Raw genomic sequence first — 25,060 nt, 5'->3', positions numbered from 1 at the left:
GGGTTTTTAAGAGTCAATACCCCAATGCCCAATACCCCATGCCCCATTCCCAATACCCCATTCCCAGTCCCCAATCCCCAATCAACCAAAAATGACAACCACATTACCACCAAATCAGACTCATCCGAGTGGAGATAAACGCTTGAAGATGCTAGACGCAACTATTAAGCGTCACCAATATCAACAAGATGCACTAATTGAAATTCTCCACAAGGCGCAAGAACTCTTCGGTTACTTAGAAAATGATTTACTGCTGTATATTGCCCATAGTCTGAAATTACCGCCAAGTCGAGTCTATGGTGTAGCCACTTTTTATCATCTGTTTTCTTTAGCACCACAAGGCGTTCATAGTTGTGTGGTGTGTACTGGTACAGCTTGTTACGTCAAAGGCGCACCAGCAATTTTGTCAAATCTAGAGCAGTTAACTCATATCCATGCGGGAGAAACCACTGCTGATGGTCAGTTATCACTAATGACAGCACGCTGTTTGGGTGCTTGTGGAATTGCACCGGCGGTAGTGTTTGATAACAAAGTTTTAGGGAATCAAACCCCTGAATCTGTAACCGAACGAGTACAAGAGTGGCTAGGAAGAACATAAAGATAAAAGCCAAAAGGCAAAAGGTAAAAGGTGAAAGTTATGCTGAGTCTCACTTTCTTAATTTTGAATTTTGTAGCTTGCTTCCCGTAGGGTATTTTGAATTTTGAATTAGTATTCGGGGTATGTTGCATATAAAAATTTGGTATAAAACATGGAACTAAATGAATTATTAGAAATATCTCGACAAGAACGTTCTCAAGCTAAACCAATACAGATTCGTTGTTGTACGGCGGCTGGATGTCTTTCTGCTAACTCACAAGCTGTAAAACAACAACTAGAAGCGGTGGTGAAAGCAGAAGGCTGGGAACAAGAGGTGCAAGTTTCTGGTGTTGGTTGTATGCGTTTGTGCTGTCAGGGGCCTTTAGTAGAAGTGGAAAGAGTCGGTGTAGAGACTCAAGAAATTCTCTATGAGAAGGTGACACCTGAAGATGCACCAGCCATTATAGAGACTCTCAAAGGTAAAGAGTCTAACCTATCGGTAGTAAAACTAGACCAACCATTTTTTACATCCCAGATGCCGATAGTCTTAGAAAACAGTGGCAAAGTAGATCCAGAAAGAATTCAATCTTACATTGCCACCGGTGGTTATCAGGCTCTTTATCATGTGCTGCGGGATCTGACATCGGTTGAGGTTGTGGATACTATTAGCCGCAGTGGTTTACGGGGACGTGGTGGTGCTGGTTATCCCACAGGTTTGAAATGGGCGACGGTGGCTAAAGCTAAAGGTGAGCGCAAATTTGTGATCTGTAACGCCGATGAGGGAGATCCTGGTGCGTTTATGGATAGGAGTGTGTTGGAGAGTGATCCCCATCGGGTGTTAGAGGGAATGGCGATCGCAGGCTATGCTGTGGGTGCCAGTCAAGGTTATATTTATGTCCGGGCAGAATATCCTACTGCCATCAAACGCTTACAAACTGCCATTAATCAAGCCCAACGTTTAGGTATTTTAGGGAGTCAAATCTTTGATTCTCCCTTTGATTTTAAAATTGATATCCGCATCGGTGCAGGAGCTTATGTTTGCGGTGAAGAAACGGCTCTGATGGCTTCTATCGAAGGTAAGCGCGGTGTTCCTCATCCCCGTCCCCCCTATCCGGCTGAATCTGGTTTATGGGGACATCCCACCTTAATTAATAACGTAGAAACCTTTGCTAATATTGCCCCCATTATCCGTAAAGGTGCGGAGTGGTTTGCTAGTATCGGTACTGGTAAAAGTAAGGGGACAAAAGTATTTGCGCTGGCTGGCAAAATCCTCAATACAGGACTAATCGAAGTGCCGATGGGAACTTCTCTCCGAGAAATAGTAGAAAAAATGGGTGGTGGTGTTCCCGATGGTGGTACAGCGAAAGCAGTACAAACAGGTGGCCCTTCTGGGGGATGTATTCCCGCCTCCGCTTTTGATACACCTGTAGATTATGAATCCTTGGCTAGCTTAGGTTCAATGATGGGTTCTGGCGGGATGATTGTCATGGATCAAACTACCAATATGGTAGATGTTGCCCGCTTCTTTATGGAATTTTGTATGGATGAATCCTGTGGTAAGTGCATTCCTTGCCGAGTTGGGACTGTACAGTTGCATGGATTATTAACCAAAATCAGCGAGGGGAAAGCATCACAGGCTGATTTAAAACTCCTAGAAGAACTTTGTGACATGGTGAAAAACACCAGTTTATGTGGTTTAGGACAATCTGCACCCAACCCCGTCTTTAGTACCTTGCGCTATTTTCACGATGAGTATTTGGCGTTGCTGAGTGCTGAGTAGTGAGTGCTGTTAGCGGAAGCGGGGCGTTTAGCCCGTGCTGAGTAGTGAGTGCTAAGAGAGAAATAAATTCTACCTTGTCTACCTTGTCCCAATCCCCAGTCCCCAGTCCCCAGTCCCCAGTAACTATAAATTCGGAGTAAAGCGACGTGACTGTAAAAACTTTAACAATCGATGGTCAATTAGTCAGCGCGCGTGAGGAGGAAACGGTACTACAAGCGGCGCAAGAAGCGGGTGTTCATATTCCTACACTGTGCCATTTAGAAGGCGTGGGAGATGTGGGGGCTTGTCGGTTGTGTTTGGTAGAAATCGCTGGGATGAATAAGTTACTTCCGGCTTGTGTGACAAAAGTTACTGAGGGTATGGAAGTAGTAACTAATAGCGATCGCCTACAAAATTATCGCCGCACGATTATAGAAATGCTCTTTGCTGAAGGTAATCATGTCTGCTCAGTATGCGTAGCTAACGGTAATTGTGAATTACAAGACCTAGCGATTGAAATGGGTATGGATCATGTGCGTTTAGCCTACCATTTCCCTGATCGCAAAGTCGATTTATCTCATGACCGCTACGGTATAGACCATAATCGTTGTGTTCTTTGCACCCGTTGTATCCGTGTATGTGATGAAATCGAAGGCGCGCATACCTGGGATATGGCAGGGAGAGGGACAAAATCCCACGTCATTACCGACTTAAGCCAACCTTGGGGAACCTCCCAAACTTGCACCTCTTGCGGCAAATGTGTCAATGCTTGCCCCACAGGCGCGCTATTTTATCAAGGTTCCAGCGTTGGCGAGATGAAACGCGATCGCGCCAAACTCGATTTCCTAGTTACTGCACGGGAAAAGCAGCAATGGAATTTTTAGGGATTGGGAGACAGGAGGCAAGGGGGCAGGGGGTGAGACAGCGCGGTCTTGGGGGTTTCCCCCATGAGCGACTGCGAACCCGAAGGGCAGGGAGAAATGGGGAAATTTTTCTTCCCCCTTGCCCCCTGCACCCTGCACCAATTCCTCTTGTATGCCCGATGCCCAAAATTAGGAGGTGAATCTGATGGCGAGAGTGAGTCGAAAAGTGAATAGGAGGAAACAGATGGGGAAAAATGTTTCTCCGTTCTCGATGTGTTTGTCTGCGACTTCCTTCAAAAGTATTTTTTGGTGGCTGCTATTGTTAGCGATAGTAACAATGATTATGTTCTTTGGTCTAGGAAGTCTATATACCGAAACAGTTATTGCGTCTATTGAAAAACGAGAAACAGCATCAGCAGAAACTCTCTATCGCTCACAAACAAGATTAGCTGATCAATTAGGAAAGACTTGGCAAGTTGTTCTATTTAAACAAGTTTATCCAGGTCAAGGACAAACTTTAAATTTACGGCTGGTAGGATTTCCCGGTTCTGCTGAACTGATTCATCCCCAACCTTTAAAAATCACCACTGCTACAGGCAAAGTCTTCAAAGCTGCTGATGTTTTCTTAGAAGAAGCACCAGCACCCACCATTGGTCAATATGACTTTCAAGATATCTTGTCCAAATTACCAACAGAACCCCTAGTTTTGAGCATACCTCAACCTGGCGATCGCTCCATCGACATCAACGTCCCCCACTTTATCGTCCAAGAATGGCAGAGAGTTTTGAGTGCTGTTAGCGGAAGCGGGGCGTTTAGCCCGTGATGAGTGCTGAGTAATGAGTAATGAGTAATGAGTAGTGAGTGCTAAGAGAGAAATAAATTCTACCTTGTCTACCTTGTCTACCTTTTCCCCAATCCCCAATCCCCAGTCCCCAATCCCTAGTCCCCAAAAATTATGTCTCGTTTGAAATTAGCAACAGTATGGTTAGGCGGATGTTCTGGTTGTCATATGTCCTTTTTGGATTTAGACGAATGGCTGATTGACTTAGCCGCCCAAGCAGATGTAGTGTTTAGTCCGTTTGCAGATATTAAAAAATATCCAGAGTATGTGGATGTGGTATTAGTCGAAGGTGCGATCGCTAATGAAGAACACTTGGAGACTATCCAGATCGTCAGGGAACGTTCTCAAATCTTAATTTCCTTTGGTGACTGTGCTGTAACCGGCAACGTCACCGCCTTACGCAATCCTTTAGGTAGTGCTGAACCTGTTTTACAGCGTTCTTACATCCAAGCAGTTGATCTAAAACCGCAAATTCCCCACGAACCAGGTATTGTCCCCCCATTACTAGATCAAGTGACACCAGTACACACAATAGTACCAGTGGATATTTATTTACCTGGTTGTCCACCCTCAGCTACACGCATCCGCGCTGCCCTAGAACCACTATTGCGCGGAGAAAAACCACATCTAGAAGGACGCGATTTAATTAAATTTGGGTAATTGGATATGGGGCATCGGGCATGGGGCATAGAATTTTCTCCCTTGTTTTCCTTGTCTTCCTTGTCTCCCTTGTCCCAATCCCCAATCCCCAATCCCCAGTCCCCAGTCCCCAGTCCCCAACCCCCAATCCCCCAACCGAGGTAACTTATGTTAAAAGCAGCAGATGTGATGACAAAAGATGTGGCGACTATCCGCAGTTCTGCTACTGTCGCCGACGCTGTGAAATTAATGCGCGCTAGGGACTGGCGGGCTTTAATTGTAGATCGTCGCCATGAACAAGACGCTTACGGCATTATTAGCGAGAGCGATATTGTCTATAAAGTGATTGCTTATGGTAAAGATCCTGGTAAAGTTCGTGTCTACGAAGTCATGACTAAACCTTGTATCGCCATCAATCCAGATTTGGGTTTAGAATACGTAGCCAGATTATTCGCTGATTATCATCTACATAGAGCGCCCGTGATTCAAGGTGGGTTATTGGGCATCATCTCCCTGACCGACATTTTGGCTAACAGTAACTTTTTGGAACTACCCCGAACAGTAGTTTTAGAACAACAATTACAAGACGAAATCACAAAAGCCCGCGTCGTTTGTGAACAGAAAGGTGTCCGTTCTGAAGAGTGCGCCGCCGCTTGGGATGTTGTAGAAGAACTGCAATCAGAAATTGCCCACCAAAAAGCCGAAAAGATTCACAAAACAGCTTTTGAAGACTACTGCGATGAATACCCAGAAGCCTTAGAAGCTCGACTTTATGATCTTTAGGAGTAATGAGTAATGAGTGCTGTTAGCGGAAGCGGGGCGTTTAGCCCGTGCTGAGTGATGAGTAATGACTAATGACTAATGACTAATGACTAATGACTAATGAGTAATGAGTGATGAGAGAGAAATAAATACTCCCTTGTCTACCTTGTCCCAGTCCCCAATCCTTCTTTAATTTTGAATTTTGAATTTTGAATTTTGAATTGATAAGTCCCCTATCCCCTATCACTTATGTCTAAAAGAATTGTTATTGATCCTGTTACCCGAATTGAAGGTCACGCCAAAATTAGTATTTTCTTAGATGATACTGGACAAGTTAGCGATGCTCGGTTTCATGTGACTGAGTTTCGCGGATTTGAAAAGTTTTGCGAAGGTCGTCCTTTGTGGGAAATGCCCGGTATTACGGCGCGTGTGTGTGGCATTTGTCCAGTTAGTCACTTATTGGCTTCAGCTAAGGCAGGCGATCGCATTTTATCTGTTACTATACCTCCCGTCGCTGCTAAACTCCGGCGGCTGATGAATTGGGGGCAAATTATTCAATCCCATGCTTTAAGTTTCTTTCACCTTACCGCCCCAGATTTATTGCTGGGTATGGATAGTGACCCTGCTAAACGTAATGTTTTCGGACTCATCGCCGCCGAACCAGAATTAGCCCGTGGTGGTATTCGCCTGCGTCAATTTGGTCAAGAAATTATTGAATTATTGGGAGGTGCAAAGATCCACCCAGCTTGGGCTGTTCCTGGAGGAGTCAGAGAACCCCTCACACCAGAAGCACGCACCCATATTCAACAACGCATCCCTGAAGCTAAAGCAACTACTCTCAATGCTTTAGATAAATTCAAGAACCTTTTGCAAGACTATCAAAAAGAAGTACAAACCTTCGGTAATTTCCCTAGTTTATTTATGGGTTTAGTAACTCCTGATGGCTTATGGGAAACCTACGATGGCTATATTCGCTTTGTTGATAGTAACGGTAATATTATTGCTGATAAACTTGACCCCACAAACTATCAAGAGTTTATCGGGGAAGTTGTTCAACCAGATTCTTACTTAAAATCACCCTACTATCGCCCCTTGGGATATCCAGAAAATAATGGTCATAGCGGTTTAGATAGTGGAATGTATCGTGTAGGGCCGCTAGCGCGTTTAAATATTTGCAGTTCTATTGGGACACCCTTAGCAGATCAAGAATTACAGATATTTCGTCAACTCGCACAAGGTGCAGTCACATCATCATTTTTCTATCACTATGCTCGTTTAATTGAAATTATTGCTTGTATTGAATATGTCGAAATCTTTTTAGATCATCCAGATATATTATCAAATCGATTACGTGCGGAAGCTGGTGTCAATCAATTAGAAGGTGTTGGCGTAAGTGAAGCACCACGAGGGACATTATTTCACCATTATCAAGTTGATGAAAATGGCCTCATGCAAAAGGTTAATTTAATCATTGCTACTGGTCAAAATAATCTAGCGATGAATCGCACAGTCGCCCAAATTGCCAAACATTTTATTCAAGGTACGGAAATCCCGGAAGGGATGCTAAATCGTGTCGAAGCCGGAATACGTGCTTTTGACCCCTGTTTGAGTTGTTCCACCCACGCCGCCGGACAAATGCCATTGCAAATTCAATTAGTCGCCTCAGATGGTACTGTATTGGATGAAATCTCCCGTAGTTAATTTTACCCGTTTGTAGTAAGGACTTTAGTCCTTATTTACGAGGACTGAAGTCCTCACTACGAACCTTGTCAACAACTAAAAATCCTGGTTTTCAATAAACCAGGATTTTTAAACTCGACTTTTACCAAAATTATTAGGTTGTAATTAGCGAGATTGACGACGGCGAGAAATTACCATACCGCTAGCAACTAAACCTAAACCCAACAAAGTAGCTGGTTCTGGAACATCTTTGGTATCAGTCTTGATATCAGAAACAAAAAGAGAAGCATGAGATAATGCCTGTGCATTTCCTTTTTTATTGACTGAAACACCGATGGTATTAAATATCCCAGTCAGACCTTGAGACCAATCGTAATCTTTAAACAGATAGGCACTGTAACTATCGCTGGCTTTAAAGCTCACGACAAAAGTCTTGCTGGGTAATACTTTTGTCAAACTCCAACTACCCTGAGTAAAATCCTCAGCAGCGTCAATTGAAGAATTGACCTCATCAGATTTCCCGAATTGCGTCCAAGTTACGCCAGGACCAACCAAATCACTAAATAACCCACCATTCAACTTACCTCCTAAAGTACCCTTTTCGCCCGTGTCGTTACCTTCAAATGCTCCTGCACAAGCTGTAGCATTTACTCCACCAAGGGAAACGTTACTGGTACTGCACGAAGAAGCTAATGCATTTGCAGGTGCATTCGTCACTGCACCTGCGATTCCGGTAGCTAGTAAAACTGAAGCTGAAATATGGAAAAACTTGCTTTTCATGGTTGATGCGGTTAGAGATCTCAAGAAAAAAATTGTTTTTGAGGAAAACGTTTATATCAATTAATGCGTAGATTCACGGTAGAAATTATATGTCTGCCATATCTACATATGTCTCAGGTGTTGACTTTACAAGACCTGAGTGTGAATTAACTGACGTAATTGGTATAAACATTTGCTCACTATATGGGATTCTATGCTGATTCCCACAGCATTGTCTCTCTGAATAAGGTCAGTTTTATCAAACTTTCACTAATTAAATGCTTGTTTAATTTTATGGATAAGTTAGCCAAAATTACGCAATATCCACATGGTTTTTTTGCCAAGTATGACGATCTGTCATACAAAATATGATTTTGGAAAGTTATCGAAAACTTATAGCAACAAAAATGAAGCTAAAGTGTTGTATTTCAAGGTTTTTTGTTTTTTTGATAGTCTAGATATAAAAAATATTTTTAATACAAATTAAAGAGGCAGGCATAATTAAATATAAAATGTCGTTGTGTTTGCTTCGCTCTCTACGAGACGCTTCGCGAACGCAATGATGGTGTTACATTTTTTATGCCCATCTACTGAAGTTAATCAGATTGAAGTCGATTAACTTATTCTTTGTCTTTACTTAGTCTGTTTTTATAGATATTTTTTTACAAGAACAATAGAGAAATATTAGCTGATAATTTTATTAGATTTACAACTTATATTTGATGCAATAAAATATGTTCTACATACATTAATTGGTAATATCAGTAATTAGAAAATTAGCAATTTATTTACTGGCGATAATGTTGTAAGGATAAAGTATAAGCCATGATTTTAAAGGATTCTAGACCAGTTTAATCTCTAACAGTGATGATGTTCTTTATCAGATATTCACTTGTTCAGGAATTTCATAAAGCTAACTAGATTCCTAATATTTTAGGAGATTTACTTTATTTAATCTTCAAGAACTTTTTCGTATATATACAGTTCATGTTTATGTTGGTGACAACTTAGATTAGATCCAGTTCTACTCACACATTAGAAAGACTAATCACCAAAATGTTAAAAAAATTATCTATTGCATTATTAGGTTTGACAGCTGTAGTCATGAGCAGCAACCCCGCTAGTGCTATAACTCTGAAAGTAAATGCTGGCCCGTTCTCTTCTTACTCTGATGCTAAGACTGTCACTTTTGATGATGGCACAGCTAAAGACCCCAATGGCTTTGTAACTTACAGCAATATCACTGATAACATTGTTATTGGTAGTAAATCTGGTCAATATGCTGCACCATACGGTGATGACACCAAGTATTTAACAATTGCGCCTGTAGGTAGTGGCGTTGCAGGTAGCACTGGTTTTGTGACTCTGGATTTTAAAGAAGCAATTGATTACTTCGGTTTCTATGCTGGTTCATTAGATTCTTACAACTTCGTTGACATTTACAGTGGTGGTAAGTTGCTGAAAAGTTTCAGTGGTTCAGATGTCCCAACTGCTATAGCTGACGGAAGTTGGACTAGCAAAGAAGCTAATATGTTTATCAACTTAGTTGGCGAAAATGGTGAAAAATTTGACCGTGTTGTCATGCGTACCAATGGTATTGCTTTTGAAACTGACAACCATTCCTACAGACTAGCTAACCGTAGTGTTCCCGAACCCAATGCGATGTTAGGCTTGTTAGCAATAGGTGCTTTCGGTGCGACTTCCGTTGTCAAAGGTTTAAAAGATAAGACAGTAAAAGACTAGTTGGGTAAATAGATTGGCTGTATTATAGTTGACGCATAACCCTGGTTTTGGTAGAGAACCAGGGTTTTTTGCGCGATCGCAGGGTCAAGTTGCGATTAAAATCAGGTGTTCCTATATTCTATTGCTGACTTTAAATCCAAACCCTCTAAGAAGCTACCATCACGGGGAAATGATTGTTGTTGATAATAAATACACAAGTAAGTTAGATAGACTGGAATTCTGACTAAATCTTGCACTTGAGAATTTGTAGTTTCTTGTAAAAATCGCCACAAGTTTTTATCTGTACTATCCGGCCATTTATGAGTGTGCGAATATTTTTGGATATATGATTGCATCTGATCATCATTCCAAGTGGCTAACTCTCTTTGGGGATACCCTAATTTACCTCTATAAATGTATCTGTTTTGTGTTCTACAGGAAACAACAAAGCGATTTTTATCATATAAGTGAATAAAATCTTGAATGTGAGTTATGGCGCGACTTCTATTGTGGTTCTCTTCTGGAATCCTATCAATTTCGTCAATTAATATCAATAGTCTGCCCATTTTAAGTGCTTCTTTTGTGAATTTATCTACATAGGGTAAATCGGCGAGCAAAAACTCATCCTTAATTAAACTCAGCAGATTGATATCAGGTGAATTTAACCTTTCTGCATCAATAAAAACTGGGATGAGTTGATGATTATATATCCTTTCCTCTCTTTTAAGAGCCTCCATCGCCAACCACTTTAAAAATACTGACTTTCCAGAACCAGGTTGACCATGAACTATTAGATACTGTGTCTCATTAGCAACTTCAATTCCTGATTGATGAGCATTGTTGACTAAAAATCTGGTTTCAATAAATAATTGCTCCATATTCAATGAAGTCCGCAGATGATCATTCTCCTCCAACATAACGAGACAACAGTGTCGCTTGATAAAATTTTCCTGGTATTTTCGTGATGATAAATATAGTAGATTGACAATCAATCTAATCATGTCTTTCATCAAAATTATACCTTGTTTGAAAAGCTCCTCGAAAATTACCACAGCAACAGTTATGAGTATTGTTTCCATGCTTTTAAGGATGGGCAATTAATTAGATAAATCATAGCTATTATTTGAATTTTTGGCGCATTTTCATTTGAATATTTTTTAACATAAACTGAGTAATTAACTACTTTAATAAAAAATCGAATTGTTGCCTAATTAACAATTATTTTTAAACCGTGTCATGACATAACGGACTACTTTATTCATCTCTATTTACATGATTTAATTTATGGAAAAATTAAGTAAACGCTGAAATTATCCACTGTGTTTAAAAATATTTTGCAGAGATAGATATTGTGCTTTAAAGGGTAAAGGCGCATACTCAAGAATGTATCCCACATTCAGCGCAACACTATGGAACTTGGTATCATCAGCAGCACTCTTTTGAGTGTTGTGTCTGCAACTCTCATTTCAAATAGCGCGATCGCATTCTCCGCCGCTAGTCCGATTGTTCAGTTTCAGCAGATAGCACAATCTCAGATTGACACTGATGCTATAGAAGCATCAGTATTTCAGCAAGTGAATCAATATCGAGTTTCTCAAAAGCTACCACCCCTAACTCGTGATGCTTCTATAGACAATCAAGCCAGAATCCACAGTCAAAATATGGCTAGTGGAAAAGTTGCATTTGGACATAACGGAGTAGAAGAACGACTCGACGCGATCGCAATTCCCTATAATGGTGCAGCTGAAAATGTTGCTGACGTTGGCGTGAAAAATTCTGCAACTATAGCTGTAGAAGAATGGCTCAATAGTCCCATACATAAAACCAATATTGAGGGAAACTTCAATCTTTCAGGGGTGGGTGTAGCTAGCAATGGTAGTAAAATTTACATAACACAAATCTTTTTGGAATCAGAATAGAAAAGGTAAAAGATGATACCAATTCGCAATTCGCAATGGACTAACGTCCCGCTTCGCTAACGCAATTCGCAATGGACTGCGTCCCGCTACGCTAACGCAATTAAAGAGTAGGAGAACAGATAACTTTTTACCGATTTCCCATTCCCCTCTCATTCTTCAATTTTGAATTTTGTAGCTTGCTTCCCGTAAGGGTATTTTGAATTGATGAGTCTCTACTCCCCTAAATAAATACCTAAACCACGAGCAGTTTTCACTAGAGTATCTTCTGGGTTAACTGCTCTATATTGAGCGATCGCTTCTGCAATGGGTACGGTGATTACTTGGCGATTTTGCCAGGCTACCATGTAATCATATTTACCTTCCTCAATGAGATTGACGGCGGCTACACCAAAAGCAGAGGCGACTAATCTGTCTAGAGGCGAAGCTGTACCACCCCGTTGGATATGTCCTAAAACTGTCACTCGCGTTTCTGCACCGATGCGATCGCTAATTTGATCGGCTAGGTATTCTCCAATACCACCATATCGGGATTGACCTAAACGATTAGTCAGGGTGCGAGTTTCTCCTTCTTGAGTGCGTACTGCTTCCGACACAATGATTAAACAATAGTTTTTGCCTTCTTCTTGACGGTGTTTAATGTGGTAGCAAATGTCATCCATACTGTAGAGGATTTCGGGGATTAAAATCACATCTGCGCCACCCGCAATTCCCGCAGCTAAAGCAATGTGTCCAGCATCACGACCCATGACTTCTAAAATCATGACTCGACTGTGAGAAGCGGCGGTAAAATGTAATCTATCTAGTGCTTCTGTGGCAATATTGACTGCTGTATCAAATCCAATGGCGTGTTCAGTAATGCCGATATCATTATCAATGGTTTTGGGAATACCGACTAAGTTGATTCCACCTTGTTGTGCTAGGTGGCGCAAAATCGCCAAACTACCGTCACCACCTATACCAATCAACGCATCTAAACCGAGTTGATGATAGCCTGCAATAATTTCTGGTGAGCGATCGCATATACTACCATCAGTCATAGGAAAGGCAAAGGGATCGCCTTTATTGGTAGTACCTAACATTGTGCCACCAGAAGTCAATAACGGATCAACTTGCTCAGTTTCTAGTTTAGTTACCTGCGGTGGACGCGCCATCAATCCTAAAGTTGCTTGGCGGATTCCTAATACTTCCCAACCTTTACCGCTAGCACAGTGAACAACGGCTCTAATTACCGCATTTAAACCAGAACAATCTCCGCCACTGGTTAAAATGCCAATACGCTTACTTTTACCCATTTTTTTTACGTTGCAAACGTGAAATACTTGCACCTACTGCTAAAGTGAGCTAATACTGAGTAAATGCCATTTTCTGTGATGAATTTTGTTGATTAAATCTCTATATTGCTTAATTTCAAACCAAAATCGACACATCAAAGTAGTGACAACAAAATTTTGCTGTCATTCATCTCTAAGCTCACTTTTAATTACTTTAAAAGTCTAGGATAATTCCTGTACACCATATTTTCCAGAAATATAATTCATTATTTCAGAATAAATATTTACGGTAATTATTAAGTATTTTGTAATTTGATGTAGCTAATTTTAACTATTACAAACTGGGTGTGTAAGTGCTGATTTTTGGGATGTTAAATTAGGGGTGTTGGCAGTTAAAATGAGATTGCCATTACTATCAGATACTAAGGCTTGAGCTTCGATAATAGGCGTTTCCGGTGGACTAGTGATTTTAGTGTAATTAGTGTGATTTTGAGCAGTATTGTTGATATTATCCACATTAATCCAGTTGGCGATCGCTGACTCATTCTGGAGTGTATCGTAGGGATTTGTAGGTATACCACCCTTACCTGTGATTAAAAATTGATTGCGTTGTCTGGCTCTATTTTCGCTAGCGTGACATTTCTGTGCTATTTGATTAGAAACATCAACCAGATTTGACGGCAATTCAGTTAAACCCCGACTAGGGTCTACTTCTGGAGTATTAATTTCCACAGTACCGCTTAAATCTGGAGTTGCCCCAGTGGCGGTAATATCACTTTCTGGAGTCAATGAGGTACGATATTGTGTACCGATAATACCTTGCGCTGAGACTTTCACACGACCACCCCGAAAATCTGCCGAATTTGCGCTGATATCACTATTTTCAAAGGCGGCTAACAACTTGGTATCAATGTTAATATTACCCCCAATCACATTATTTCCTGTGGCATTGGTGGTGATGCTGCTACGGCCACGCAGCAATATGAGGTCTTGAGAACTAAGGTTAATATTAGCCTGTAGTTGACTAGGGTTATTACTGACACCGCGCGTATCAGCACTGATGAAAGCTTGATTATTCAACTCCATAGAACGGGTATTGACAAATAAGTTACCTGCACTACCGCTTCCTCGATTTCGTACTGCTATCCCTGCACCGTGAAAAACTTCTAATACATTGGTTTTGATGATCAAGTTACCAGCATTACCGCTAGACTCTGGAGTACCGGAAACGAATAAACCGCTAGGAAACGCACCATTTACAGCCGTCCCGATTATTTGCACTCTATCGGGAACATTCACTGTTACATTACCAGCTTTACCTTCGCTGCTAGTGCTAGCGGCAATTTGCGCTCCATCGCGCACTAACAATTTAGGAGTATCTACTATCAGATTACCAGCATCCCCTGTGGTATCGCCTTTGCTGTAGGTGCTAGCAAAAGTTTCATCTGTAAGATTACCCGCATCCCCTGTGGCTCTACGGGCAGTGATAGCAAACAAACCACTTGGGAATAAATTTTCATTTTTAGAAGTGCCAATTAATTCAATCCCTGCTGTGGCTTTCACAGTCAAATTACCACCATTACCCGTACCAAAGGTACTTGCGCTGATTTGCGCTCCGTTTTGCACCAACAGAGTAGAGGTATTGATAGTCAGTTCTCCCGCATCTGCGGTACTACCAGCATTAGCTTGAGTAAACAAACCACTGGGGACATTGAGACGCGAAACACCGATGAGTTTTATTCCGTCAGTGACTTCAACATTTAAAACTCCCCCTGTTCCTGCGCCAAAGGTACTTGCGCTTACCTGCGCCCCATCTTTTACTAGTAAATTACCAGTGAAAAGATTTAATGTACCAGCATCTCCCGTGGTTCTGGGATTTGCTCTGGTAAATAAACCGCTAGATATTCCATTCGGGGAAGTCCCCAAAAGTTGCACCTGTTCAGACGCATTGATGGTTACATCACCACCATGTCCCCGATTAAAGTTATTAGAACTGATTTGTCCACCATCTTGGGTGACTAAAATGCGGGTTTTGATATCAATATTACCTGCGTCTCCCGCGCTTGGCGCGTTAGTAAATACACCACTAGGTAGAGTACCTTGAATTCTCAAACCTTGAGCAGAAGATAAAGATATTAAAGAAGCATCAGGGGCGGGATCATCTACTAAAATTTCTCCACCGAGGAAATCAGCAAAAATTTTCCCTGTGCGTGAAGTACCAATAATTTCTAGTTTATCTGTGGCATTAATTCTCAAGTTACCAGCTTGACTGTCACTAAAATTATTAGTAGCTATCTGTGCGCCGTCTGTAATTGATAAAACTTTGGTGTTAACTGTGATAGTTCCACTATCTCCACCTTCAAAAGTTCTAGTAAATAAACCACTGGGATTTAGTTCATTTAATGAACTCCCAGATAAAGTGACGGATTCAGTAGCATTGATAGCTATATTACTTCTTTCAACTGTGGCGATCGCCTGATCATAACTTAATAAACTAGGAGCCGCACTGCCAGAAGAATTAGTGAGAATTTGTGAACCATTGTCTACTACTAGATGGCGAGTATTGATAGTTATGTTTCCCACTTGTTGGTTAATATCTCCCGAAGCCGTGGCAAAGAGCAGACTAGAACCCTGTACGGTAGTATCGGGGTTACTGTTGAGTTGTACTGTATCTGATGCGTTGATGTTCAAGTTACCTTTATCTATACCCAGATAAGACCCATCTTGAATTAACAAATTTTGCGTATTGATGTTGAAATCGCCGCTATTTCTCCCAGAAACTTGTGAGTGAATAGAACTATTATGAGATAGTTGGATGTTTTCTGTCGCCTGCAAATTTATATCAGTCTGGGCTTTTAATGTACTGCCATTAATAAGAATATTTCTCCCTACAACTTGCAAAGCACCCAAAGAATTTATATTTGTTGCTGAGGATATCTGAATGTTCCCCAAATCAGGGGCTTGGTCAAAGTTAAGAATAGTACCTAATTTCGTGGATGTTAAGCCTACAAAACCTGCTGATGCTACACTGCCTAATTCTATTCTTCCTCCAAACCTTGAGATACTCAAATCGGCATTTTCTAAAAATATATCGCCACCGACTAAAGCTAATGTTTGATCAAAGGGTACTTGTAGGTTAGCTCTATCTAACAGGGATTCGCCTTGAACAATGATATTCCCTGGCTTGGAGGCGAATTCTAGCCCAATGGGTGTTTCCAGCGTTTCAACTTTAGTCAGAGGCTTTTCTTTATCTATGCCAATTTGTAAGCCGATGGGAGTTTTGACTGTCAGTAAAGGTGAACTTTCTTCGGGTTTGGTACTAAATTTTTCACCATTATTAAAATTAATACTATTAGCGGTACTGGCAAAAAATGAGCCGCCGATTCGCAATTGCGCTTTGGCACCAAAACTGATACCGTTAGGATTAATAAGAAATAGATTCGCTCCTGGATTTACCTGAATTAACCCATTGATATAAGATGCTTTGTTGCCTGTAACACGACTAAAAATATTTTGAATATCTGTATGATTATTAAAGTAAGCTATGTAATTTTCTGGTAAAGAAAACTCAGAGAAACTGTGAAATAGATTATTCCCAATCTGAGTGCCACCTTCAATTAAGAAAGTTCTACGAGATAAGGTAACTTGAGAATTATCGGGTAATGTTTTATCTTCAATAATCTCTGCTACAGCAGTTTGGCTGTGATTTAGTATAACAGATGTCGTCACAGCAAAGATTATTGTCGCTGTGAGACAATAGGGAGATGTTTGTAATTTGTGTAGGCAGTGGTGAAGCAACACCTAGTTAACTCTATTAATTAGATATATTTAATCTCGTTAGTAATAATTACATATTTTCTCCACCTGAAAGTAACTTTTGTCATTAACTATGAGAAACTTCAGGATTTCTTTAAGAATATGCGGATCATATTTGACCACAAGAGGCAGGAGAGCAGGGTGTAGGGTGCAAGGGGGAAATTCGTTTTTACCTGCCAGCAGGGATTAAAGCACCATTATTTATGCTAGAAAGTAAAAATATTTATTTCAATACGCATAAGTGCAAGGAATAATACCCCCTTACGTTTTTACTTCAATCCTCTAATCCTCTACATTTATGTATGGGGTTCTCCCCCCTGCTCCCTGCCCCCCTGCCCCTTGTCCTGAATTTTCCCGTGTTGCTGAGGACTAATCTTTGTTCTGCAAACCGGCGGTTATGGGGTCAAAGTTGGTGGGAAAATGAGTAGTGCGATCGCAATCAGCTTTTTCTAACATTGCTCCTTGCAAGTTGGCGTGACGCAAATCCGCCGACATTAACATTGCTCCTCGTAAGTCTGCATTTTGTAAATTAGCTTGACTCAAATCAGCAAAGCTCAAATCAGTACCCCTGAGATTTGCACCACTGAGATTAGCTGTACTCAAATCAGCGTAACTCAAATCAGAGCCTTTCAAGTTAACGCCTTGCAAATCCGCATCACCTAATTCGGCTCGGCTAAAATCCCTCTCACCCAGATGGTACTTTTCCATCAGAGTGGCTACTGTACTAATTGGCTGTTGGTAATTAACTTCAGACATAAAACAGCCTCACATCAGAATATTGGGTCGGTGTTTGATTGTGTTGCGCTACACAAGTTAATCATAGAATTACCATAGCTGCTAGGTGATAATTCCAAATAAAAAATTAAAAAATCTAAAAACTCAGGATTTAGGGGTGTAAGGGTGTAAGGGTGTGGGGGTGTAAGGGTAAGAAATTTTTTGGTTAAGTCAGGTAGACAGCAGGAGAGAAGAATTACCGAAAAATAAACCTCTTTCCTCTCCTGCCTCCCCTGCTTAGGGACTTCCAGAAAATAAATTATCCAATTTCCGAGAGCAGACATCGTGATTTTTCCCCCTGCCCCCTGCCCCCTGCCCCCTGCCCCTCTGCCTACACAGTGATAGTACATTTTTTAAGTTGGAAGTCCCTTATTTCCCATCCCTCACAACTTCCTCAAATTGTTCGTTTATTGTTTCAAATTGAACAACTTAATAAAAGAATACTGATAAATTTGCTGAGTTTTACTACATTCTGAAATTGGCAATTTTTGATATCTAGAGAGTTAAACAATGAATAAGACTGTGATGGTAATCGGATACGGTAACGAACTGAGAAGCGATGATGGCATAGGACAGCAAATAGCCAATGAAATTGCTAATTGGCATTTACCTTCTGTAAAATCCTTGGCTATACAACAGCTAACACCAGATTTGGCAGCGTCTTTAGCAAAAACAGATTTAGCTATATTTGTAGATGCTTGTTTACCTACCGATGACTGGGATGTGCAAATACAACCCCTCTCACCGGCGGATGATTTAGATCACAGTGTTCATATTTGTGATCCGCGATCGCTGTTAGCTTTAACTCAGGCTTTATACGGCTATTCTCCGACAGCTTGGTTATTAACGATACCAGGATTTAACTTTGAAATTGGCGATCGCCTCTCCCGAATTGCTGAAATCGGTAAATCACTAGCTTTATTAAAAATCATTCAAATTTTGGACAGAATCCACACCTATTGGGTAGAAGTTCAAGAATTAGTTTAGATATAGATATATCCTTATCTATCCTGACTGAAAAAGTTTGAACTTTATAATCGTAGTCACAGAACTGAGAACAGTTTTGATTGCTCACCACCTTGAAAAAACTGAGTTTTCACTCAGCACTCGCCACTCACAACTCAGCACGGGCTAAACGCCCCGCTACCGCTAACAGCACTCAGCACTCACCACTGTCAAGCACAGTTAAATTGCTCACCATGCTAATTGATCATCTGGAGGATTGATGCCACAATCTCTTAAGCCCACTACCAATATTGATCGCGCTTATGATATTTTGCAGGCAGAGAAGGTCAATCCTCTCCATGCCATTTTTGCACCCCAAAGTGTTGCTGTCATTGGTGCGAGTGAAAAAGCGAGTAGCGTTGGACGCACGATTTTATGGAATTTAATTAGCAGTCCCTTTGGCGGTACAGTTTTCCCTGTCAATCCCAAACGCCATAGTGTCCTCGGAATCAAAGCCTATCCCTCAATTGCCGAAATTCCAGAACAGGTGGATTTAGCAGTAATTGCTACACCAGCCCCCACAGTTCCTGGTGTAATTGCTGAATGTGTCGATGCAGGGGTGAAAGGAGCAATTATTATTTCGGCTGGTTTTAAAGAAGCTGGTGCGGAAGGCATCGCTTTAGAACAGGAAATCTTAACCCAAGCACGACGAGGTAAAATCCGCATCATCGGCCCCAATTGCTTGGGTGTGATGAGTCCTCAAAGCGGTTTAAATGCCACATTTGCCAGTGCAATGGCGCGTTCTGGGAATGTGGGTTTTCTGAGTCAAAGTGGGGCGTTGTGTACCGCCATTCTAGATTGGAGTGTGCGGGAAAATGTCGGGTTTAGCGCGTTTGTTTCCATCGGTTCAATGTTAGATGTGGGTTGGGGAGACTTGATTTATTACTTGGGTGATGACCCCCAAACCAAAAGTATCGTTATCTACATGGAATCTATCGGTGATGCCCGGTCTTTTATCTCGGCTGCACGAGAAGTTGCATTGACCAAACCGATTATTGTGATTAAAGCCGGACGTACAGCCGCAGCCGCTAAAGCCGCCGCTTCCCACACTGGGGCTTTAGCTGGTAGTGATGCAGTTTTAGATGCAGCATTCCGACGTTGTGGGGTGTTAAGGGTTGACAGCATTTCTGATTTATTTGATATGGCGGAGGTACTAGCAAAACAACCCCGTCCCCAAGGGCCAAGATTAACAATTCTCACCAATGCTGGGGGGCCTGGGGTACTGGCAACTGATGCTTTAATTGAAACTGGCGGCGAACTAGCCGCGATTTCCCCAGAAGTTATAGACTCTCTCAACAAAATTCTTCCCCAACACTGGAGTCACAATAACCCGATTGATATTCTAGGTGATGCTGATCCCCAACGCTATACCCAAGCTTTGGAAATTGCAGCAAAAGATCCCAACAGTGATGGCCTTTTGGTGATTCTCACACCCCAAGCCATGACTGACCCCACCCAAACAGCAGAACAGTTAAAACCCTACGCCCAAATCCCAGGTAAACCCATCCTCGCTAGTTGGATGGGGGGTGCAGATGTCGCAGAGGGGGAAATCATGCTCAATCGTCAACGCATCCCCACTTATCCTTACCCAGATACGGCGGCGCGAGTGTTTAGTTATATGTGGCAATCTAGCTATAACCTGCGCGGTATCTACGAAACGCCAGTATTACCAGCAATTGACGCAGGTAATGGAATTCCCTATCGCAATTTAGTAGAAAATATTATCTCCTCGGCGCGTCAGGCAGGAAGGACTATCTTAACGGAATATGAATCAAAACAGATTTTAGCTGCCTATGGTATTCCCATTGTTGCCACTTGTGTCGCTGCTACTGAAGATGAAGCAGTGCGATGTGCCGAAAATTTGGGTTATCCAGTGGTGGTAAAACTCTATTCCCAAACCATCACCCATAAAACAGATGTCGGCGGTGTCCAGTTAAATTTACAAGATGCAGATGCAGTCAGGCGTGCTTATCGGACTATAGAAGCTAATGTGCGCGAAAAATTTGTAACAGTCGATAGTCAACAGTCACCTCATTTTTTGGGTGTGACTGTGCAGCCAATGGTGAAAATGGACGGCTACGAACTGATTATTGGTAGTAGTTTAGATCCGCAATTTGGGCCAGTGTTGTTGTTTGGGACTGGGGGACAATTAGTAGAAGTGTTTCAAGATAGAGCGATCGCACTACCTCCACTAAATACAACTTTGGCGCGGCGGATGATGGAACACACTAAAATTTACAAAGCCCTTAAAGGTGTGCGGGGTAGGCAAAGTATTGATATGGATGCCCTAGAACAACTATTAGTGGCGTTTAGTCACTTGGTAGTTGAACAGCGTTGGATTAAAGAAATTGATATTAATCCCTTGTTGGCGACTCCTCCCAGCCCACACAATCAAGGTAATGGTGGATTAATTGCTTTAGATGCGCGGGTAGTGCTGCATGAGTCGGAAACTACAGAAGCGCAATTACCCAAGTTAGCCATTCGTCCCTATCCTACGCAATATGTGGGAGAGTGGACAATGAAAGACGGTACACCTGTAACTATCCGTCCCATTCGTCCCGAAGACGAACCATTAATGGTGAAATTTCACGAGACACTTTCCGAAGAAAGCGTTTATTTTCGCTACTTCCACATGATGAAATTAAGCCACCGCATTACCCACGAACGGTTAACCCGTATCTGCTTTATTGATTATGACCGTGAAATGGCCTTAGTGGTGGAACATCAAGATGCTCAAACCGGAACACGGCAAATCTTGGCAGTGGGAAGATTGAGTAAATTGCATGGGACAAATACTGCTGAGTTTGCAATGTTAGTCAGCGATCGCTATCAATGTCAAGGCATAGGTACAGAACTTGTCAAAAGACTACTACAAGTCGGGCGTGATGAGCAAATTACCCACATCAGGGCTGATATCCTAGCTGATAATTACGGGATGCAACGAGTTTGTGAAAAACTCGGCTTTCGTGTGGAAGTTACCAGCGATACTACTGTGATGAAAGCTGAAATTGCCCTCTAGAAACCTGAACTACTTGAGACTCAAGACTGATTCCTCAACTTTTTCTCGCCAATAGAATTAAAAAATAGTTACATTTTTGGTGGATGGAAAATAACATAGTTACTCAATTGCATCATGTCCCAGAGTGTTTTACCTCAAGAGAGTTCTCCACAAGCAGTCACAACTCCAACTAACTTATTACAAGCGTTACCTGCCGGTGGATTAGATCCAAATAGCTTCGATTGGCAAGAAGTTTGGTATCCTGTTCACTACCTGGAAGACCTCGATAAATCTCAACTTACTCGCTTTACTTTGTTAGAGCAAGATATTGTTCTATGGTGGGACAAAAATGCACAGACATGGCGCGCATTTATAGATCAATGTCCACATCGTTTAGCACCGCTTTCAGAAGGCAGAATTAATCATGAGGGATGGTTAGAATGTCCTTATCATGGCTGGGCTTTTTCGGGGACAGGTAAATGTGAGAGTATCCCGCAGCAAACACAACAGACAAAAGCAGAAGTTTCGCCACGGGCTTGTGTAAAGTCTCTACCGACTAAAGTTTGTCAAGGACTGTTGTTTGTCTATCCGGGCAAAGCCGAAAATGCAGATAAAACTCTTGTTCCTATAGTTGAAGCATTAGAAGACGAGCCAGATGGTTGGGTTTGCCTGAACACATTTAGAGATTTACCCTATGATGCACTGACATTAATGGAAAATGTGCTTGACACCAGCCATATTCCTTACACTCATCACCGTACCGTCGGAAATCGGGCTAATGTGTCTCCAGTCAATTTAGAGATTACAGAATCAGGCAAGTGGGGTTTTAAAGGGACTTGGGCAGAAGGCCCACGCAAAGGAACTTTAGGACGACAAGACACCACGTTTATTGCACCTGGATTAATGTGGCATGACCTCACCTCTAAACAATATGGCAGAACACTCACAGTAGTTTATGCGACTCCTATTCGTAAGGGAGAATGTCGTTTATTTGCCCGTTTTCCTTTCAAGTTTTCATCCAAATTACCAGGCATATTTCTAAAGCTGACTCCGCGTTGGTATTCTCATCTGGGTCAAAATCGCGTCCTGGAAGACGATCAGATTTTCTTACATTACCAAGAACGCTATCTAGAAAAACTTGGTGGTAGTGCTAACTTTACTAAAGCGTTTTATTTACCAACTAAAGCAGACTTGTTTGTGTCTGAGTTCCGTTCTTGGGTCAAGCAATACCAGGCTGAACCATTTAAAGCAGAGTCTCTATCACCACCACTGCCAAAAGAAGTATTGCTTGATAGATATCATTCCCACACCGAGAAATGCGCTAGTTGTAAATCTGCTTTAACTAACCTGCAAAGATTGAGAGTAGCAGTAGCAGTAGTGACGGCTTTAATTTGGGGTTTGCTTCCCTTATGGATGTTGATTGAGAATCGGATTTCTCTAGTGACTGTCGTTGTGGCTACTCTGGTGATGATATCTGGGGCTTTGATTTGGTTTGGTTTGGGCAAATTGGAGCGACAATTTTATCAAGGAGAGGACACCCCACCGAGAAATCTGCCGGAGAAAAATCAAGTTTAACTGCAACCACTTTGGAGATTTTATTGGGCAGGTTGCTGTTGTTCAGAACCCCGACTTTTTCAAAAAGTCGGGGTTCTATGACCTCAATTTTTTCCTTGTTATCCCTACTCTACTTCTTTGAGGGTAGGGACTTCCGCAGATTTAGTTAATTAAATAGATCCAAATCTGTGACAGCACCGACACTACTAGAAGAGACTAACTTAGCGTATTTCGCTAAGATACCTTTTGTGTAACGGGGTGGACGGGGTTGCCATTTAGCGCGACGACTGGCTAATTCTTCGTCAGAGATGTTGATTTGTAATAGGCGGGAATGAGCATCAATAGTGATGCTATCACCTTCTTCCACTAGAGCGATCGCACCACCAACGGCAGCTTCTGGTGCAACGTGTCCCACTACCATGCCGTAAGTACCACCGGAAAAACGCCCATCGGTAATTAATCCCACGCTATCACCCAAACCTGCACCGATAATTGCAGAGGTGGGTGCTAACATTTCCCGCATACCGGGGCCGCCTTTGGGGCCTTCGTAGCGGATAATAATCACATCTCCGGCTTTAATCTTACCTGCCAGGATAGCGTCTAAACATTCTTCTTCGGAATCAAATACCCTAGCTGGGCCAGTAATGCTGGGATTTTTTACCCCAGTAATTTTAGCTACCGCGCCCTCTGTGGCTAAGTTCCCTTTGAGGATGGCTAAGTGACCTTGTGCGTACATAGGGTTATGCCAAGGACGAATCACGTCTTGTCCGGCGGGTGGTTCGTCGGGGATATCTGCTAAAACTTCGGCGACAGTTTTGCCAGTAATAGTAATGCAATCTCCGTGGAGTAACCCATGCACAAGTAGCATTTTCATTACTTGGGGAATGCCACCAGCTTTATGTAAGTCTGTGGCGACATAGCGACCACTGGGTTTCAAGTCGCATAAAACGGGGACACGACCACGGATAGTTTCAAAATCATCTATATTTAGTTCTACACCAGCCGCCCGTGCGATCGCCAGAAAATGTAATACAGCATTTGTTGAACCACCCACAGCCATAATTACGGAAATAGCATTTTCTATAGATTTGCGCGTAATAATTTGCCGGGGTAATAGTTGATTGCGAATTGCTTCTACTAATACTTTGGCTGATTCTTCGGTACTATCGGCTTTTTCGTCATCTTCTGCCGACATGGTAGAAGAATAGGGTAAACTCATCCCCATCGCTTCAAAAGCTGAAGACATGGTGTTAGCTGTGTACATCCCACCGCAAGAACCAGCACCAGGACAAGCGTTTCGTTCGACTGCGATGAGTTCAGTGTCGTCAATTTTTCCTGCGCTATATTCACCCACAGCCTCAAAGGAACTGACAACAGTTAAGTCGCGGCCGTTGTAGTGTCCGGGTTTAATGGTGCCACCATAAACAAAGATAGCTGGAATATTCATCCTGGCCATAGCAATCATTGCCCCTGGCATATTCTTATCACAGCCACCGATGGCAATCACACCATCCATACTTTGACCATTGCAGGCGGTTTCAATGGAGTCAGCAATTACTTCTCGTGAGACGAGGGAATATTTCATCCCTTCTGTTCCCATCGAAATACCATCACTAATGGTGATTGTACCGAACATTTGCGGCATTGCCCCAGCTAGTCTAATTCCTGCCTCGGCTCTTTGGGCTAATTGATTGATGCCCATGTTACAAGGAGTGATGGTACTGTAGGCGTTAGAAATCCCGACAATTGCCTTATTGAAGTCTTCATCTTGAAAACCTACTGCACGCAGCATAGCGCGATTGGGCGATCGCTGCACGCCTTGTGTGACAACTTTACTTCTAAAATTCTCTGACATCTTGTTCCTTCCGTACTTTAACCGCTTGTATTGCGATTGTGTTACCTGATTGTCTCACGCATGGGAAGGATTGGGGACTAGGTATTGGATATCAAATTTTCCTTTTTTGAGAAAAGTTAGCCTGTAAAGATTGAGTAAAGTTGAGCTAAATTCTAGCTGTGATTAAAATTTGTAAAGCAATTTTGGGAACACTGAATTTAGCAATCATGTTGGTTCTGATGATTTGCGCTGGAACGGAAGAAAGATTTCTTCGACGCAACTAAAAG

18 protein-coding genes are annotated in these 25,060 nt (G+C 42.0%); 12 read left to right on the top strand and 6 right to left on the bottom strand.

Annotated elements, in window-relative coordinates:
* The first annotated feature begins 91 nt into the window (after positions 1-91).
* The 7 genes from hoxE (at position 92) to CLI64_RS10630 (ending at position 7,142) form a co-directional block, all read left to right on the top strand.
* Positions 92-598, top strand: a complete 507-nt coding sequence (hoxE, locus tag CLI64_RS10660) for a bidirectional hydrogenase complex protein HoxE (protein WP_103137200.1) — start codon at positions 92-94, stop codon at positions 596-598.
* Positions 599-749: 151 nt separating this feature from the next.
* Positions 750-2,357 (top strand): NuoF family protein, encoded by a 1,608-nt coding sequence (locus CLI64_RS10655; protein WP_103137199.1) that lies wholly within the window; start codon positions 750-752, stop codon positions 2,355-2,357.
* Positions 2,358-2,503: 146 nt separating this feature from the next.
* The gene (gene hoxU, locus CLI64_RS10650; protein ID WP_103137198.1) at positions 2,504-3,220 is read left to right on the top strand and encodes a bidirectional hydrogenase complex protein HoxU; all 717 of its coding nucleotides are present in this window, start codon (positions 2,504-2,506) and stop codon (positions 3,218-3,220) included.
* Between the two features lie 316 nt (positions 3,221-3,536).
* A complete protein-coding gene (locus CLI64_RS10645) occupies positions 3,537-4,022 on the top strand; it encodes a DUF3122 domain-containing protein (RefSeq protein ID WP_308418385.1) in 486 nt (161 codons plus the stop codon).
* Positions 4,023-4,154: 132 nt separating this feature from the next.
* Positions 4,155-4,700 (top strand): oxidoreductase, encoded by a 546-nt coding sequence (locus CLI64_RS10640; protein WP_103137196.1) that lies wholly within the window; start codon positions 4,155-4,157, stop codon positions 4,698-4,700.
* Between the two features lie 147 nt (positions 4,701-4,847).
* On the top strand, positions 4,848-5,462 hold the full coding sequence (locus CLI64_RS10635) for a CP12 domain-containing protein (protein WP_103137195.1): 615 nt from the start codon (positions 4,848-4,850) through the stop codon (positions 5,460-5,462).
* Between the two features lie 228 nt (positions 5,463-5,690).
* Positions 5,691-7,142: a Ni/Fe hydrogenase subunit alpha gene (locus tag CLI64_RS10630; protein WP_103137194.1), complete on the top strand. Its 1,452-nt coding sequence runs from the start codon at positions 5,691-5,693 to the stop codon at positions 7,140-7,142.
* A gap of 144 nt (positions 7,143-7,286) precedes the next feature.
* On the opposite strand, the gene CLI64_RS10625 is transcribed toward CLI64_RS10630, so the two are convergent.
* Positions 7,287-7,901 (bottom strand): PEP-CTERM sorting domain-containing protein, encoded by a 615-nt coding sequence (locus tag CLI64_RS10625; protein ID WP_103137193.1) that lies wholly within the window; start codon positions 7,899-7,901, stop codon positions 7,287-7,289.
* A gap of 1,035 nt (positions 7,902-8,936) precedes the next feature.
* Here CLI64_RS10625 and CLI64_RS10620 point away from each other — a divergent pair.
* A complete protein-coding gene (locus CLI64_RS10620) occupies positions 8,937-9,623 on the top strand; it encodes a PEP-CTERM sorting domain-containing protein (RefSeq protein WP_103137192.1) in 687 nt (228 codons plus the stop codon).
* A gap of 101 nt (positions 9,624-9,724) precedes the next feature.
* Here CLI64_RS10620 and CLI64_RS10615 read toward each other — a convergent pair whose 3' ends face one another.
* A complete protein-coding gene (locus tag CLI64_RS10615; protein WP_157943231.1) occupies positions 9,725-10,480 on the bottom strand; it encodes an NACHT domain-containing NTPase in 756 nt (251 codons plus the stop codon).
* Positions 10,481-11,011: 531 nt separating this feature from the next.
* On the opposite strand from CLI64_RS10615, the gene CLI64_RS10610 reads away from it, so the two are divergent.
* Positions 11,012-11,521 carry a CAP domain-containing protein gene (locus CLI64_RS10610; RefSeq protein ID WP_103137190.1) on the top strand — a complete coding sequence of 170 codons (510 nt, stop codon included), beginning with the start codon at positions 11,012-11,014 and terminating at the stop codon, positions 11,519-11,521.
* Between the two features lie 212 nt (positions 11,522-11,733).
* Here the strand turns inward: CLI64_RS10610 and CLI64_RS10605 are convergent, their stop codons facing one another.
* The 3 genes from CLI64_RS10605 to CLI64_RS10595 form a co-directional block, all read right to left on the bottom strand.
* Positions 11,734-12,813: an ATP-dependent 6-phosphofructokinase gene (locus CLI64_RS10605; protein WP_103137189.1), complete on the bottom strand. Its 1,080-nt coding sequence runs from the start codon at positions 12,811-12,813 to the stop codon at positions 11,734-11,736.
* Between the two features lie 306 nt (positions 12,814-13,119).
* Positions 13,120-16,521 carry a filamentous hemagglutinin N-terminal domain-containing protein gene (locus tag CLI64_RS10600; protein WP_157943230.1) on the bottom strand — a complete coding sequence of 1,134 codons (3,402 nt, stop codon included), beginning with the start codon at positions 16,519-16,521 and terminating at the stop codon, positions 13,120-13,122.
* A gap of 456 nt (positions 16,522-16,977) precedes the next feature.
* Positions 16,978-17,364 carry a pentapeptide repeat-containing protein gene (locus CLI64_RS10595; protein WP_103137187.1) on the bottom strand — a complete coding sequence of 129 codons (387 nt, stop codon included), beginning with the start codon at positions 17,362-17,364 and terminating at the stop codon, positions 16,978-16,980.
* Between the two features lie 528 nt (positions 17,365-17,892).
* On the opposite strand from CLI64_RS10595, the gene CLI64_RS10585 reads away from it, so the two are divergent.
* The 3 genes from CLI64_RS10585 to CLI64_RS10575 all read left to right on the top strand — a co-directional run bounded on the left by CLI64_RS10585 (position 17,893) and on the right by CLI64_RS10575 (position 22,960).
* Positions 17,893-18,369, top strand: a complete 477-nt coding sequence (locus CLI64_RS10585) for a hydrogenase maturation protease (RefSeq protein ID WP_103137185.1) — start codon at positions 17,893-17,895, stop codon at positions 18,367-18,369.
* 238 nt (positions 18,370-18,607) lie between these two features.
* Positions 18,608-21,406: a bifunctional acetate--CoA ligase family protein/GNAT family N-acetyltransferase gene (locus CLI64_RS10580; protein WP_103137184.1), complete on the top strand. Its 2,799-nt coding sequence runs from the start codon at positions 18,608-18,610 to the stop codon at positions 21,404-21,406.
* Between the two features lie 114 nt (positions 21,407-21,520).
* Positions 21,521-22,960: a Rieske 2Fe-2S domain-containing protein gene (locus tag CLI64_RS10575; protein WP_103137183.1), complete on the top strand. Its 1,440-nt coding sequence runs from the start codon at positions 21,521-21,523 to the stop codon at positions 22,958-22,960.
* A gap of 145 nt (positions 22,961-23,105) precedes the next feature.
* Here the strand turns inward: CLI64_RS10575 and ilvD are convergent, their stop codons facing one another.
* The gene (gene ilvD, locus CLI64_RS10570; protein WP_103137182.1) at positions 23,106-24,794 is read right to left on the bottom strand and encodes a dihydroxy-acid dehydratase; all 1,689 of its coding nucleotides are present in this window, start codon (positions 24,792-24,794) and stop codon (positions 23,106-23,108) included.
* Between the last annotated feature and the right edge of the window lie 266 nt (positions 24,795-25,060).

It is taken from the genome of Nostoc sp. CENA543, from assembly GCF_002896875.1.
Taxonomy (GTDB): domain Bacteria; phylum Cyanobacteriota; class Cyanobacteriia; order Cyanobacteriales; family Nostocaceae; genus Trichormus.
This window is presented reverse-complemented; position numbering and strand designations above follow the sequence as displayed.

What these genes read in the sequence shown, in the direction of transcription:
- hoxE (WP_103137200.1), top strand. Translation starts at nt 92, where the DNA reads ATGACAACCACATTACCACCAAATCAGACTCATCCGAGTGGAGATAAA.
- CLI64_RS10655 (WP_103137199.1), top strand. Translation starts at nt 750, where the DNA reads ATGGAACTAAATGAATTATTAGAAATATCTCGACAAGAACGTTCTCAA.
- CLI64_RS10645 (WP_308418385.1), top strand. Translation starts at nt 3,537, where the DNA reads ATGATTATGTTCTTTGGTCTAGGAAGTCTATATACCGAAACAGTTATT.
- CLI64_RS10640 (WP_103137196.1), top strand. Translation starts at nt 4,155, where the DNA reads ATGTCTCGTTTGAAATTAGCAACAGTATGGTTAGGCGGATGTTCTGGT.
- CLI64_RS10635 (WP_103137195.1), top strand. Translation starts at nt 4,848, where the DNA reads ATGTTAAAAGCAGCAGATGTGATGACAAAAGATGTGGCGACTATCCGC.
- CLI64_RS10630 (WP_103137194.1), top strand. Translation starts at nt 5,691, where the DNA reads ATGTCTAAAAGAATTGTTATTGATCCTGTTACCCGAATTGAAGGTCAC.
- CLI64_RS10625 (WP_103137193.1), bottom strand. Translation starts at nt 7,901, where the DNA reads ATGAAAAGCAAGTTTTTCCATATTTCAGCTTCAGTTTTACTAGCTACC.
- CLI64_RS10620 (WP_103137192.1), top strand. Translation starts at nt 8,937, where the DNA reads ATGTTAAAAAAATTATCTATTGCATTATTAGGTTTGACAGCTGTAGTC.
- CLI64_RS10615 (WP_157943231.1), bottom strand. Translation starts at nt 10,480, where the DNA reads ATGGAGCAATTATTTATTGAAACCAGATTTTTAGTCAACAATGCTCAT.
- CLI64_RS10610 (WP_103137190.1), top strand. Translation starts at nt 11,012, where the DNA reads ATGGAACTTGGTATCATCAGCAGCACTCTTTTGAGTGTTGTGTCTGCA.
- CLI64_RS10605 (WP_103137189.1), bottom strand. Translation starts at nt 12,813, where the DNA reads ATGGGTAAAAGTAAGCGTATTGGCATTTTAACCAGTGGCGGAGATTGT.
- CLI64_RS10595 (WP_103137187.1), bottom strand. Translation starts at nt 17,364, where the DNA reads ATGTCTGAAGTTAATTACCAACAGCCAATTAGTACAGTAGCCACTCTG.
- CLI64_RS10585 (WP_103137185.1), top strand. Translation starts at nt 17,893, where the DNA reads ATGAATAAGACTGTGATGGTAATCGGATACGGTAACGAACTGAGAAGC.
- CLI64_RS10580 (WP_103137184.1), top strand. Translation starts at nt 18,608, where the DNA reads ATGCCACAATCTCTTAAGCCCACTACCAATATTGATCGCGCTTATGAT.
- CLI64_RS10575 (WP_103137183.1), top strand. Translation starts at nt 21,521, where the DNA reads ATGTCCCAGAGTGTTTTACCTCAAGAGAGTTCTCCACAAGCAGTCACA.
- ilvD (WP_103137182.1), bottom strand. Translation starts at nt 24,794, where the DNA reads ATGTCAGAGAATTTTAGAAGTAAAGTTGTCACACAAGGCGTGCAGCGA.